This window comes from Brachyspira alvinipulli ATCC 51933, assembly GCF_000518245.1.
Classification (GTDB): Bacteria; Spirochaetota; Brachyspiria; order Brachyspirales; family Brachyspiraceae; genus Brachyspira; species Brachyspira alvinipulli.
The window spans coordinates 167,100-182,416 of the sequence record NZ_JADF01000008.1 but is presented as its reverse complement, the minus strand read 5'-3'; the positions used below and the strand labels follow the sequence as shown (position 1 = coordinate 182,416).

13 protein-coding genes are annotated in these 15,317 nt (G+C 24.8%); 6 read left to right on the top strand and 7 right to left on the bottom strand.

All coding sequences use genetic code 11. The annotated features are described in order from the left end of the window. Positions 1-79: 79 nt before the first annotated feature. The 4 genes from T324_RS0100690 (at position 80) to T324_RS0100675 (ending at position 3,065) form a co-directional block, all read left to right on the top strand. Positions 80-1,483 (top strand): tetratricopeptide repeat protein, encoded by a 1,404-nt coding sequence (locus T324_RS0100690; protein ID WP_028328517.1) that lies wholly within the window; start codon positions 80-82, stop codon positions 1,481-1,483. A 96-nt stretch (positions 1,484-1,579) separates the two neighbouring features. Next, complete coding sequence (locus T324_RS0100685) at positions 1,580-2,164, top strand: SAM-dependent methyltransferase (RefSeq protein ID WP_028328516.1); 585 nt, start codon at positions 1,580-1,582, stop codon at positions 2,162-2,164. 13 nt (positions 2,165-2,177) lie between these two features. Further along, positions 2,178-2,606, top strand: a complete 429-nt coding sequence (locus tag T324_RS0100680) for a SoxR reducing system RseC family protein (protein WP_028328515.1) — start codon at positions 2,178-2,180, stop codon at positions 2,604-2,606. Positions 2,607-2,609: 3 nt separating this feature from the next. Beyond that, positions 2,610-3,065, top strand: a complete 456-nt coding sequence (locus T324_RS0100675) for a hypothetical protein (protein ID WP_028328514.1) — start codon at positions 2,610-2,612, stop codon at positions 3,063-3,065. A 5-nt stretch (positions 3,066-3,070) separates the two neighbouring features. Here the strand turns inward: T324_RS0100675 and T324_RS0100670 are convergent, their stop codons facing one another. Continuing rightward, positions 3,071-5,368 carry a DUF3536 domain-containing protein gene (locus tag T324_RS0100670; RefSeq protein ID WP_028328513.1) on the bottom strand — a complete coding sequence of 766 codons (2,298 nt, stop codon included), beginning with the start codon at positions 5,366-5,368 and terminating at the stop codon, positions 3,071-3,073. A gap of 155 nt (positions 5,369-5,523) precedes the next feature. On the opposite strand from T324_RS0100670, the gene T324_RS0100665 reads away from it, so the two are divergent. Further along, entirely contained in the window at positions 5,524-7,035 is a 1,512-nt protein-coding gene (locus tag T324_RS0100665) for a hypothetical protein (RefSeq protein ID WP_028328512.1), read from the top strand. After that, on the top strand, positions 7,032-7,754 hold the full coding sequence (locus T324_RS0100660; RefSeq protein ID WP_028328511.1) for a TlyA family RNA methyltransferase: 723 nt from the start codon (positions 7,032-7,034) through the stop codon (positions 7,752-7,754). Before T324_RS0100665 ends, T324_RS0100660 begins: the two co-directional genes overlap by 4 nt. A gap of 3 nt (positions 7,755-7,757) precedes the next feature. On the opposite strand, the gene T324_RS0100655 is transcribed toward T324_RS0100660, so the two are convergent. The 6 genes from T324_RS0100655 to T324_RS0100630 all read right to left on the bottom strand — a co-directional run bounded on the left by T324_RS0100655 (position 7,758) and on the right by T324_RS0100630 (position 15,309). Next, a complete protein-coding gene (locus T324_RS0100655; protein ID WP_028328510.1) occupies positions 7,758-8,957 on the bottom strand; it encodes a cyclic nucleotide-binding domain-containing protein in 1,200 nt (399 codons plus the stop codon). Positions 8,958-8,980: 23 nt separating this feature from the next. Then, positions 8,981-10,138, bottom strand: coding sequence for a cyclic nucleotide-binding domain-containing protein (locus T324_RS0100650; RefSeq protein ID WP_028328509.1), 1,158 nt, complete (start codon positions 10,136-10,138; stop codon positions 8,981-8,983). Between the two features lie 89 nt (positions 10,139-10,227). Beyond that, complete coding sequence (locus T324_RS0100645; RefSeq protein WP_028328508.1) at positions 10,228-11,373, bottom strand: cyclic nucleotide-binding domain-containing protein; 1,146 nt, start codon at positions 11,371-11,373, stop codon at positions 10,228-10,230. A 149-nt stretch (positions 11,374-11,522) separates the two neighbouring features. Further along, on the bottom strand, positions 11,523-12,710 hold the full coding sequence (locus tag T324_RS0100640) for a cyclic nucleotide-binding domain-containing protein (protein WP_028328507.1): 1,188 nt from the start codon (positions 12,708-12,710) through the stop codon (positions 11,523-11,525). 11 nt (positions 12,711-12,721) lie between these two features. After that, entirely contained in the window at positions 12,722-13,429 is a 708-nt protein-coding gene (locus T324_RS0100635; RefSeq protein WP_028328506.1) for a hypothetical protein, read from the bottom strand. Between the two features lie 62 nt (positions 13,430-13,491). Further along, positions 13,492-15,309: a glycoside hydrolase family 10-like protein gene (locus T324_RS0100630; protein WP_028328505.1), complete on the bottom strand. Its 1,818-nt coding sequence runs from the start codon at positions 15,307-15,309 to the stop codon at positions 13,492-13,494. Between the last annotated feature and the right edge of the window lie 8 nt (positions 15,310-15,317).

Here is a 15,317-nt window from a genome sequence, read left to right as displayed (position 1 = left end):
ATAAAAAATTATTTTAATTTATTGAAAATAATTCCGAATTTATATATAGTATATTAAATTAAGAGTTAAAGAATAGAGTATGAATAATATTTACATTATAGTATTTTTATGTGTATTTGTGACACTGTTATTAATTGTTAAAAAGTTTTTATTTGGAGCTTTGAATAAGAAAGGTTCGGATATGGACAAGGTTAATAAATTTTTATCTGAAGGTAAAAATGATTTAGCCTTGTTAAAACTTAAAGATATATTATCAAAAGATAAGGCCGGTATCAAGAGAGCTAAACTCCATACTATGATAGGTAATTGTTATGCCAATATGGAAGAATATTCTTTTGCAATAGTAGAATACAGACATGCCATAGATGATGGAGATGATTCTCCTGAAACCGTATTATCATTAGCTAGAGCATTAAATAAAATAGATAGAAAAGGAGAGGCTTTAGCACAATATCTTACATTATTAAAGCTTGATGAATATAAATTAATAGTATCATCTGAGATAGGTATTATTTATTATGAAAATAGACAGTATGATACAGCAATAAAATATTTTGATGAGGCTTTAGATATTCAATCTAATGATCCGGAAGCTTTAAAATACAAAGCTTTTTGTTTTGTTAATATTGGTAATTATAATGATGCTATATCTATAATGAATAATATCTTAAAAAAGAATCAGGATGATGTACTGCTAAATTATAATTTGGGAAGAGCTTATAAAGGAAGAGAAGATTATAAAAATGCCATTAGATATTATACTATTTCATCTAAGGATAAGGAATATGCTGTTAAATCCTTATATGAGATTGGTTTATGCTATATAAAATTAAATAATATGGAAATGGCTATAAGCACTTTAGAAAATGCTATAAATCATGAGAGTTATGATAAAGATTTGAATTTATCTATACTTTATACTTTATCAGAATGCTATGATACTGTAGGTAATGTTAACAAATCTATAGAAATATTGGAAGGTATTATAGTAATAGATCCTAATTATAAGGATGCCAATGAAAAATTAAATACTTACAAAGAATCTAAATATAGTGAGAATATTAAAAAGTTCTTTAAATTAGAGGGAGATGAATTTGTCAATTATGCTTTAAAAATAGTATCATCTTTGGGTCTTATACCATATTCTGTTAAGATTACAGATAAAAAATACCTGATAGTATTTTCTAAAGAAGGAAAAGGCGTGCATTCTCCTAAGAAGATAGTATATTTTAGAACTTTATACAGTCCTATATTTAATGATGAGCTTGTTCAATTATATGAATATGGAGCTCATGCTAATATACCAAATTGTATTTTAATTACATGTGCTATGGTGAGTCCGGATGCTATAAGATATGCTGCTATGTCAAGAATAGATATAGTTGGTATAAAAAGATTAGAGAATTTGGTTGAAAAAGCAGCTCTTACTAATTTACCTGTAGGAGTAACAAAGACAGAAGAAAAACTTAATTGGGTATTGTAAAATAATATAAATTATTTATTATTATTTTGTTTTATAGCAATAGATAATTATTCTATTGCTTTTTTAATATTTTAAATAGGAATATTTTATAATTAGATGAAAAAAGTACAAGATTTTTATTTTAAGAAAGCTAAAGAGGAAAATTATAAAGCTAGGAGTGTATTTAAATTAGAAGAAGCACAGAATAAATTTAAGTTTATAAAATCATCTGATAGAGTATTGGATGTGGGATGTTCTCCTGGGTCTTTCAGCCAATATATGCTTAATAAAATATTAAAAAGTGGTTCGGTTGTAGGAGTTGATATACTTCCCAATTCTTTTTCACATCAGAAGTTTACATTCATACTTGGCGATATAAAGGATATGGATTCTTCAACTTTTAATGATATTGAATTTGATGTTGTTGTGAGCGATGCTATGCCTAATACAACTTCAGACAGAGAAACAAATCATTTTAGATCTATTTCTCTATGTAAGGTTATATTTAATTTGGCTAAAGATGTATTAAAGAATGAAGGTAATTTTTTTATAAAAGTATTTGACGGTAAGGATTTAAATGAGTTTAAAAAAGAACTTAGTGAATATTTTGAATCCGTCAATGTATTTAAACCTAAGAGTTCAAGAGATGAGAGCAGGGAAGTATTTTTATTTTGTAAGAATTTTAGGAAGTTAAATTATTGAGGTATATATTGTTATGAAAAGAGAATTTGCTTTAGTTTTAGAAACATATAATGGTAATATAGCAAAGGTTGAGCTTCAAAGAAGTGCAAGCTGTGATGGGTGTACTATATGTTCTAAGGGAAAACCTATTGTATTAAGAGCTTTTAACAATATAAATGCAAGAAAAGGTGATAGTGTTGTTATAGAAGTTGAGGATTTAAAAAAAGGCACTAATTTTTTTGTATATATTATACCTTTAATTTGTCTTATAATAGGATACTTTATTGGAGAATATATTTCAAAATTTGCTGGTATTAATCATAATTTAGGTCCTATATTTTCATTTATAGTATTTTTTATATATGTTATATTAGGTATTAGGAAACTTAAAAAAGATGATAAAATAATAGCAAGCATTATTTGTAAAAATGAAGTTATAGAAAATTTTGAGAATAAAGAGTAAAATATGAAAAAAATAGTAATAACTTTAATAATAATTATTATTTCTGCAGTAATAACATATACTGTTATTTCTAAAAATAAACCTTATGATGAATTGTATAGTATAGGTAATGATTCTATATCTTCGGTTTATAAGATTACAGGATTAAAAATTCATCCAAGAATAGATGAATTAGAAGAAGGTGAAATTAAAATATTAACATTTGATAATGTTGATGATGTTTTAACGCATAGTGTAAAATATGCTAATTATTTGTGGAAAAATGAAGGGTATTATATAACTACTAATTATAATTTTGGAAAAGAAGCTGATGGAAGAGTAGAGCTTGCAAAAAACTCATCTCAATCAGGCAGAGTTATTAGAATAAATGTTGATTGCTACACCAACAATTCATTTACAGTAATATTAAGCCTAATTAACGGCAGCTTGATAATGAAAAATACTAATGAACAAAATTAAAAAAATTATATATTATCCATATTAAAATTAAGCCAATATCCAAGTTCTTTGAAGAGATTTTTTTCTTCTTCATTAAACTTAATATTTCCTGATTTATATTTTAATAATATTTTGTAGAATATATTTTCAAAAGTATTTCTATCTATAGGCATATCATTATTAGATAGAAATTTTATATCTCTAAGAAGATCATATATTATTTTTGCATTTCCTGTTTCGTATAAATCATTCAATGCATTTTTTATATTATCTCCGATTAAGCTAGATATACCGCTGTTTGATATAAATATTCCGGCATTTCTTGCATCTTTTAAATTTTCAGAAACTTCATCATAAGCATCTCTGCCATTATTTATTATTTTTTCTCTAAGTATAGGAGAAGCCATAGCACCCATTATTCTTCTATAATCATAATCTGGGGTTATATTATTTAAATTAAAGTATGTAAATAGTTTTCTGTATTCCGGATATATTTGATGCATTAAATTATCAAGATTTTTAATATCATCTTTAAATAGACGGTCTGCTAATTTATCTCTTATATCCGAAGTTAAATCTTTTAAATACATTGTATAGATAGTGCTTTTATCTAAATTTTCATAAACTTCAGATATTTGAATTTGATTTTTAAACTCATGGTTTTCCTGCAGAATATTTACTTTGAAATATATATCAGGCGCTATATTATCTATTAGTACTCCTTCCACATAATTATTTTCTATTTTTGTTGCTTTAATTTCATGTTTAAAAATATTTATATTTATTTCTCTATATTCACTAGCTATAAGATTAAATATAAAGTGATTTATTACATATATTTTAGTGAAGGCATCAACTTTAGCTTCCTTCTCATAAAAGTATCTTGCAGTATGATGTTCTGGTTTATTACTTATTGATTTTTCAAGTGCTTCTAAAAATTCTTTATGAGCCTCATCAACAAATGTAACATTCTTATCTTTTACAAGCATTCTTGCATAATGGAATGACTGCTCTGCATACTGCATATTTTTAATAGGTTCAAGTCTTGATACATCTTCAAAGAACCATCCGCATGAAGTATAAGAGAATAAAGAATATTTATAAGATTCCATTAAGAATATAAATTCTTTAAATGATATATATTTCCTGCATATTTCATATAAATCTTTGGCATCAAAATCATTGTATATAGCACGTACATATTCTTCTCTTAAAGAATTTTTTGTTTCATCTGTAAAGTCCAAGAAGGTTTTAAATAATTTATCCTGCATTTTTCTCAATATATCAAATGCATCTCTTAAAGGACCTCTCCAAGATAAATCACATCCATCCCATCCTCCGCATCCGCAATTGCTTCTCCATCTTTCCACACCATGTGAACAACTCCAAGAAGTACCTCTTCCTCCTGTACCTTCATGAAGTATAACTTCTTCTGTAGGAGGAAACATATTTAAATAATATTCATAATTTATAGGAGTAATTCCGTCATAGATAACATTTTCTTTGAAGTATCTTGCCAAACACATATCAGCAAAAGGTTCATGGTGTCCATAGCTTTCACCATCTGTAGCTATATTCACAAGTCTTCTTTCTCCATAAGCATTTCTTATTCTCTCAGCAAGTTTATCTGAGGATGTAAGCAAATGCTGGAATGCTATATCATTTGATATATAAGGATCATAGAAAAATACAATTACTCTTTTTCCATTATGTCCGTATAGCCAATAAGGTTTGGAAGTATCTATTTTACCCCCGGAAACATCTAAAGTTTGTATATTTTTAACATAATGTGCTTGATAAGGGGATAATATTGTGAATTTTACTCCGCAGTCACATAAAGCATCAACAACATCTAAATTAATAGCTGTTTCTGATAGCCATATTCCGCTGGATTTTCTTCCAAAATATTTTTCAAAGTTGTATAAACCCCATTTTATTTGCACTCTCATATCTTCTTTTTTTGCAAGAGGAAGTATTATATGATTATAAACTTGTGCAATAGCGTTACCGTATCCAAGTCTTTGTATGCTTTTTTTATCTGCTTCTATTATACGTTCTAATAAATCTTTTCTTGTTTTAGCTATATAATCTAATAGAGTAGGTCCAAAATTAAAACTAAGATATTCATAGTTATTTGACATATCTACAATTCTTCCATATCCGTCTAATATTCTGGAATATGCATTAGGACTGTAGCATTCATTTGTTATTCTTTCATTCCAATCATGAGATGGTGCTGCACTTGCTTCCTTTTGTATTTCTCCTAAAAATGGATTTTCTCTTGGAGGTTGATAGAAATGTCCATGCAGTATTAAGTATCTCATAATTATACTTCCTAAAACTAAAATATTCTATGATTATAAATAATTTATTTTTATTTGCAAGGATTTTTTACATTATAGGTATGTTTTTTAATGCTTGACTTTTAATTACAGTCTAATATAATATATCATATTGTTTTTTTAAGGAGTCTCTTATTATGAAGAGAGTGGTATTAATAGCATTATCATTTTTATTGATATTGAGCAATTTTATTTATGCTGTAGATAAAAAATATATACCTAGTAATGTTGACAGTGTTATTTCTTTTAATGCCAATACTTTAGCAGAGAAAGCAGAGGTTAATTTACAAAAAGTATTAAATAACTTTTTTATGCAAGGATATGCAGATAAATATTTGGAATATAGAAATGATCCTTTCGTTGCTGAGGTTATGACAAATAGATTAAATGATTATATAGATTTTTCCAAAACTTCAAGAATAGTTTTCTTTAATGGTTATCAGCAAATGTCTATAATATTAGATGTTAAAAATATTACTGAATTAGATAAATTAATGATAAAGATGGCTAGTCAAGAAGATAAACTTGTATCTGTTTCTGATAAAGCTGTTTATAAGTATTTAGCTTTAGATGATTATAATTTAATTTCATGGAATAATGATATATTTACAATTACTGTAAAATTGAAAGATACATATTGGTATGATGAAGAATTAGATAAAGAATATATTACTTCTGTAGCAAATTATATATTTTTAAATAATACACCTCTAGAAGATGAAAAATTCATTTCTTTAGAAAAAGAAAATAATGATTGTCATATTTGGGATAATTTATCTTTATTATCTGATGATAACAGCGATTTTGCTAAATTCCTTCTTGGAAGAAGTTATAATAGTATATCAAGAGATGGTTATAAAGATGCTATATTAACTGCAAAAATCAATTTTAATAAAGGAAATGCTGATGTTGTAATTGACACTTACACTCCTAATTATCCTTATGATACTTCTTTATTGAAAAAGCAATTAGCTGATAATATATACTCTTTTGTTAATGGCGAAAATAATTATGGATTCTTTTCATTAGCATTTAATAGTAAAGAATTATCAAATTACCTTAAAAATGTTATGGGAGATATTAATAATTTACCTATTGTAGAAGAATTTTATGAATTAGAGGAATATGGAATAGATATCTATAAATTCATAGAACTTTTAGCAGGAGATATATTTGTGTCTGTTTGGGATATGCCTTCTTCAGATGTTGATCAAACACCTGCTGTATTTTTTTCTGCTTCTATAACTGATAATGATGCGGTAAAAACTATATTAGAAGCTTTAGCTGAAGATTCTACCAATGATATATATACTATAGGAGGATATTTCTGTCTTATAAAGGATTCTATTTTTTATATGAGTAACAATGATGAAGTTGTTAATTCTATAGTTAATGGAGAGCCTCCTGCTAAATCTTTGGGCAATGATAAAGCAAATATTGCTAAACAAAATGAGATGGCATTATATTTTGAATTCAGCCAAGATTTAGATTTATATGGAATAGATGAGTATTCTGAATCTTTAGAGTCAGTATATTTAACTTCTAATATTTTAGCAAATAATCATACTCAGGTAGTATTTAAAGTAAATACAAGAGATAAACAAAAAAATGCTCTTACAGTTATTAAATCTTTTATAAATTTAGAATGAGATTAGATGAATATGTACATATTAATGGGTATACAGAAAGCAGGTCTAAAGCACAAGATATAATACTTGCAGGATGTGTATTTGTAAATGGTGTTAAAGTAACTTCTAAAGCACAAAAGATAAAAGATACAGATATTATAGAAGTTGTTTTAAATAGAAAATATGTATCTAGGGCTGGTGATAAACTAGATAAGGCTTTTTCATCTTTTAATATATCTGTAGAGAATAAAATATGTTTGGATATAGGAGCATCTACCGGAGGATTTACTGATTGTCTGCTTCAGCATGGGGCTAAAAAAGTTTATGCATTAGATGTAGGGCATAATCAGCTTGTTTATAAACTTAGAAATGATAATAGGGTAGTATCCATAGAAGATTTTAATGCTAAAGATATTAAAAGAGAAATGTTTAATGATGAAATACCAAGTGTTATTGTAAGTGATGTTTCCTTTATTTCCATATCTAAAATTGCTCCAATTATATATAAAGAATTATATGATTTAGAATTTTGGGTTAGTTTAATAAAACCTCAGTTTGAGGCTGAAAAAGGAGATGTTTCAAAAGGTGGGATAATTAAAGATGATAATTTGAGAGAGAAAATTCTAAACAATGCAATAGAAAGAATAATAAAATGCGGATTTAAAGAAATTAATAGAACAGTATCTCCAATAAAAGGCTCAAAAGGAAATATAGAATATTTAGCACATTTTATTATATAATATTTATTTATTATCTAATTTATATGTACTTCTTTGTTTATATATATCATATTCTTTATAAAATTCTTCTATATCAGTAACTATTAAATATCCGTCATTTGATATATCCAATGCTTTTATCTTCTTTATATCATCATCAATATCGCTTGAATATTTTACTCCAATCATACTGCATATATCATTTATATTATATGGAAAAGTTATTCTATCAAGATTTTTAAATAGAAGTTCTGTTTTTACTAATGCCTCTATTATAATAACAAATCTAGTAATTGTATTATTAGAGTTAAATGCTCTTATTCTTGATATAGTACCATATACTCTCATGCTCATCATTTTAACAAAATATAGTCTTAGAGTTCTATCATTTACAACTAAATCCATTAATTCTTCTTTTTTCGCTAATTGTATTATTGAATCTTTAAGAACGATAGCTGTTGTATATAATTGCTGTTCCTTTAATATAGGCTTATATCCATTTAAAATATCATTATCAGATAATATTCTTCTTGTAACCTGCTTAGAGTCAAATATATTATATACTCCAATTTCACCATTTTTTATAATATATAAATAATCATTGCTTTGAAGTTCTGTATACAAACAAAAACCTTTTTTATATTTGTAAATATTTTCATCTAATTTTTCTGGCATTTCTAAAGGCTTTATATCTTTTAATAATGTTGAAACTTCATCTATAGTATTTTCATCTCCATTATTTAATTCTATGTATTTTTGATATAGTTTATAAGCAGCATCAAAAAATCCATTATTAGAGTATATTTTTCCCATCTCTATAATGTTTAGTTTTTTCTTTCTATTATTATGGTTATTGTATTCGTTATTAGATTTATGTAAAAAATAATAATATCTATTAAGCCATCTCTCAATGTTTATAATAAGATAGTTATATATTTTATTTATAAGATTTTTATCATTTATTTTTTCTATTTCATAAATACTCATTTCCATAACTTCAAGGTCTTCTACCGCTTTGACAGTTGCAAAGTATGGTTCATTTAATACAGCATTAAATAAACCTATTATTTCACCTTCTTTGTATTCTACATTATAATTATCAGCAAAATAATTATATACTATTACACTTCCTTTTTTAATAATAAAGAAAGTATATTTAGGTTCCTGACCTTCTACAAATATTGTTGATGATTTACTAAATTTAATACTTTTATAACTTAACATATATTTAACCCATTTTTATTATATTAATAGTTATTTTTTTGGAACTCATAATATTCCCTAAAAAAATTATCTATATTTGTAACACTTATATATTTATTTTTTATTATTTCTATAGAGTTTATTTTTTTAAATTCATTAAATATATTATCTGTTTCTAAGTTTATAGAATTCATAATATCTTCTACAGTATGTGATAATATTATGCTGTTTGCTTCTTCAAATAGTATTTCTATTTTTAAAATAGATGATATTATTATAAATAGTTTTAAAGTTATATTTTTTTCTTCCATAGCTCTTATTTTTAATAGAGTGTTTACAACTTTTATAGACATCATTTTTATATTATATGTTCTTAATTGTGAGTCTTTTATTGTCATCTCTAAAAAATCTTCTCTGCTTAATAATTTTATGTATGAATCTTCTAAAGCAATTGCAGTTGTAGCTAATGGTTTATAATCAAGGTTAGATGGATAGCCGCTTAATATGTAATTTTTTGTATATATTTCCCTTATTAACAGTTTCCCATTTAAAATATTATATACTCCTACTTTGCCGGACATTATTATATATAAATGATCACTCTGCCTATTTTCAGTGTATATGCAAGCCCCTTTTTTATATAAATGCACATTATCAAGAAATTTAACAGGTTCTCCAACAGGTTTTATTTTCTCTATTTCCTTTTTTGCTGTCTTTACATTATCATCATAAGAAAAATCTTCGATATATTCACTATATAATTTGTAAGCTACATCAGTAAATCCATTTTCTTTATATATATCCGCCATAGTAAATAAACTTTCTTTATAGTATAAATCTACTTTATTTTTCACTAAATTAATGTAATATTTTGACAGCCATGTTTCAAGTGTTAATGTGAGATAGTTATATATTTTCTTTATTAAATCGCTATTACTAATATTTCTTATATCAGACATGTGAAGTTCTAAAACTTCTACATCTTCTACTGCCTCCATATTGACAAAATAAGGCTCATTTATTGAAAGATTAACTAAACCTATTATAATTCCTACATTATATTCATTATTATATTTATCTGAATTATTTGCATAAGATACTACTTTTCCTTTTGTTATGATATAAAAGGCATCATTTGGATAATTGCCTTCTTCATATATCAAAGATGATTTAGGAAATTTTAGTGTTTTATAATCATTCATTGTCAAAAAAATTATAATATTACTTACATTTGTTATAATTATAATTCCTTTTTCTAAAAATACAACTTATTTAATGATTTTTTATTAATTTATTTTATGTAATTTTCATACTCTTTTATATATTTTATAGTATTGGTTACATCTATTGTATCAGAATTTTTATTAAATTTGATATATTTTATTGTTTTTAATTCAGTGTATATTTCATCTAAATCAATTTCTAAATTGAGCATATTCTTAATATTATCTATATTATAAGATAGGGTTATAGATGTGGAATCATTAAATAATTGTTCTATTTTTATGATAGAATATATAATTATTATTAATTTAGATTTTATATCTTTTGCGTTTATTGCTTTTATTTTTAAAACGGCATTATTAATTTTTATGGAAATAATTTTAATAAGGTTTAGTCTTAAATTTTTATCCATATCCAATTTTGTCAATAATTCTTCTTTATTCATAATTTCTATTACAGAATCTTCAAGCACTATTGCTGTAGTAAGTAGGGGGGCATATTCTAAGATAGGTTTATATCCGTTTATAAAATAGTTACTTGAATAAATAATTCTCATTGTTTGTTTAGAATTTACTATACTGTATATAGCTACTTTTCCTGATTTAACCATATATATTAAATCGCTTGTATTAAGTTCAGAGTATAAACAATATCCCTTTTTAAATTTATATACATTTTTATCTATTAATTGTGGTTCTTCTATAGGTTTTATATCTTTTAATAATTTTTTTGCTTCTTCTATATCCTTATTTTCTGGAAATAATTGTATATAGTCTCTGCATATTTTGTATGCAGCATCTTGGAAACCATTATTGAGATAAATATTAGCTATAATTAATATACTATCTTTATTATACAAATCTACTTTATTTTTAGCTAATATAGTATAATATTTACTTAGCCATGTTTCTAAAACCAAATATAAATGTTTGTATATTTTATTTATTAAATTTTTATTATTTATATTTACAATACTGTCTATATTAATTTTTATTACTTCAGTATCTTCAACTGCTTCTATGGTTTCAAAGTGTGCTTCTTTTATAACAGCAGATACTAATCCTATAATATATCCCTTCTTGGAATAAAATTTGTATTGCTCGTAAAAATTATTATACGATACAACTTTACCTTCAGTAATGATATAAAAATAGTTTTCAGGTTTATCACCTGATTTTAATATTAAATCTTTCTGCTTAAATTCTATTGACATACTTTACCATTTTACAATTTTTAATCGCTAGCATTATAATATATAGAATAATTATGTCAATGTTAATAGATCATTCATATTCATTTTTATTTGAATTTCTTTAAATATGAGAACATATTTCGATTAGTATTGTCAAAAATGTTTTTATTTTATTGGCTTATATTTGCTGTAGAATTTCTCTTTCTATATAATTCATATTCTTCAAAAAAGTTTTCTAAATTTGGTATAATTATTTTTCCTGTTCTTGAAAATACCATAACATTAGTTTTTTGTACTTCTTTCTTTACATAGTCTCTATCTTCGATTCCAACCATTACACATATATCATGTGCTGTATAAGGCAGCTCAAGAAATTCTTTATTGTTTTTAAATAATAATTCTGTTTTAGCAAGTGAATATACCATGCTGTAAAATTTTCCTACCACACTTTTTATACTGATACTATATGCTTTTATTACAGTATTATATATTCTTCTTGACATGATATTTACAAGATGATATTCTATTTTAGAGTTATTTAATGCTAATTTAAGAAAATCTTGCTTATTTATAACTTGCAATACAGTATCTTCCAATATTATACATGTTGTGAGAAGTAATTTATTTCCAAGTATTGGCTTGTATCCGATAATATTTCCTGAATCAAATATTATTCTTGTTATCAATCTTCCATTAAATACACTATAAACACCAACTTTTCCATCTCTAATAACATATAAGTCTGTATTACTTTCAAGTTCTGAAAAAATGCAGCTTCCTTTTCTATATTCATATAAATTATAGTTTATCTGTAAAGGAGGTTCTATATTTTCTTTTTTTTCTATTTCTAAAATTCTATTATTTATTTCTGTATGATCATTGTTAGGGAACATTTCTATGATTTTTTTATACATATATAAAGCAGCAGGAGTATATCCTTGTTCTTCATATATTTTAGCTATTTCCAAAGCATCATTTTCTTTATATGATGTAATATTTAAACTTTCTGCTAATTTATGAAAATATTTTCCAAGCCATATTTCCATAAATTTTACTAAATATTTATATATATTTTCTATTATTTTAGTATCTTCAATGTTATAAATATCATTAACTTTTATTTCTATTAATTTTACATCATCTGCAGCAATAGCTGTAGAATAATAAGGCTCTCTTAATATACCAGAAACAAGCCCTAAAATATCACCTACAGTAAATTCAAAATTAGTATTCTCTATAACATAATTTTTATCTATAACAGTACCTTCTTTTATTATATAAAATACATCTTGTGGATTTTGTCCTGCTACATATATTGCTGAATCTTTTTTAAACTCAATGATATTAAAATTAGTCATAAAATACACCTTTAATAAACATTATTTTTTAATTCAAATGTTTTTTTATTTATCATATCTTCTACTGTTATGAGATTATTATCTTTAAAATAAGCTTTATAATTCATATCTAAATTATGATTGTATTTTTTTAAAACTATGTCTCTAATATCCAATAATTTAATAGTATTTACTTCCTTATTCAATATATCATCTGAAAAATCGAATAATAAATATGTAAAAACTCTTTTGAAAGCCCCATTTTCTGTTTTTGATAGATAGAATATATAAAATAATATTTGATTATTTAAATATTCACAATCTATAAAAACTAATATTCCATTTGCAGAGTTATCTATATCATTATTAATTATTTTATTATTATAAAAATTAAATTCTCTATTTTTATTATTTAAGTCAATTATTGAGAATCCTGATAAATCTCTATTAAAAATAAAATATTCATTATCATTATTATAGTTGATAATTTTAAATATTTTTGAATCATCACTTTTATAATTAAAAATTAATGAATTATTATCTGTTTTGTAAAGAGTTCTATCATAACCTATAATGTCTTTTTCATGAATGTGGCCAAAATATTTTTTATGCATAATATAATAATTACTATTTAATATAGTTTTCTTTTCTTTTTCAAAGTATTTATCTGAAAATAGAATACCATATTTAGCCCAATGGTTTTTATAGTAATCAGTATAATAAAAATTTTCTAACACCATATATTAATAGTATATTTCAAGAATTGCATTTGTCAAATATTATACAGGTATTTTTTATTAATTTAGTCATTTATTATTGTTAAATAATCACTTTCATTATGTATTCTGTCTAAAGCAGTTACATAATATATATATGTATTTTTAGAATTAATAGTTTTATCCTTATAAGTTACTTTTGAATTTGTATTGAAATTGGTTCTTCTAATTTTATCTATTAATTCTATTCCAGGATTTCCTATAGTTTCTCTATATATAGCATAGTATGTAGATGTTGATTGTATAGGAGTATTATATTTATCGAGTTTATACTCATTTGGATCTGTAAAAGATATTTCTATACCTCCAAAACCTTTTTTTATAGTTGGATTTTCTAATTTTAGAGGAGGTTTCCTCATATCTTTCATTGTATTCATTGTTGGTACTATTGCTTTAAATATATAATTATTTTCTTTCATATATTTTACAGCCTCATTTCCATAATCTCCGCTATCTCTATCATTTTTGTACATGCTATGCATTGTAAAAAATGAAGAACCTTTTATATATCCACTGCCTATTTTTCTAATATAATCTATTTGTTCAGATATTAATTCTTTATTTTTCCATGGTTCAATATTTGTTCCGCTTCCCATTTTGTATAGAGCATGTCCAATATATATGTCCGCAATATTTCCATTTCTTGATTTCTTTGCCTCTTTAACCCACCATTTAACTATTGTATCAAAAGGAACTGTTTTGTGGTATGAACTCCAATATACTTGAGGTATTACAGCATCTATATACATTCTATTTAATCCATCTTTTCTTGTGGCATTATTAAGACTAGATGTTTTTTCTCCGTTAAGCATCCATAAAAGAACATCGGCATGCAAAGCATCAAAATTTGGATTATATGATTTCGTATCGCTTCCATATTTACTTCCCGCATATTCTGATAATTTTTCTTTATTTCTCCAAACACCAGCAGGTGATATAGTCCATTTTACATAAGGTTTTCTTGATTTTATTTCTTTGTATAATCTATTTACTAATCTGTTTATATTGTCGCGTCTCCAAGCATAAAGACCATTGACTCCGTAATTATCGTAAGAAGTATCCTTTACATTATATCCTAATTTTGGACCATATCTATTTGCACTTGAAGAATCAGGCCAATCTTTATATGTTTTTCCTCTGGCTGCATTCTGGTAAAAATAATCATCAAAATGTATTCCATCTACATCATAATTTTCAACAACTTCAATAACTGAGTTTACTATATATTCTGCACTTAATGGTTCTCCAGGGTCCAAATATAGCCTTTTATCATACCAATATACAGGTTTTAGATTATTTGATACATATGTATGTATAAAATTTTTTTTGGAAAATTGTTTACTGTAGCTTTCATTTGGATTGTATGTTGCAGATATTCTATATGGATTAAACCAAGCATGCACTTCTATATTTCTTTTATGCGCTTCATCTATTATAAATTTCAACATATCTGTTTTAAAAGGATAATCATCTCTTTCATCACTTGATTTTGATCCGAAGAAGTATCTTGTAGTAGGATTTATTTTTGATGGAAATATTACACCTGCATCTGGTTTAACTTGCACAAATACAGCATTGAAATTATTTTTATATAAAGTATCTAGATGTTTTATAATAAGTTTTTTTTGTTCTGATTCGCTTCCTCCTTTTACAGGCCAATCTATATTTGCAATTGTTGAAAACCATGCTGCTCTGAATTCTCTGTACATAGGGTTTAAACTTCTGTCTTCTTTCATATTTTTTATCAGCATGCTTTTTAGTTTATCAGGTACTGATATATTTAATGTTTGACATGATGATACTAATAAAATTGACAATGATATTAATATAATAATTTTCTTCATAGTTTTTT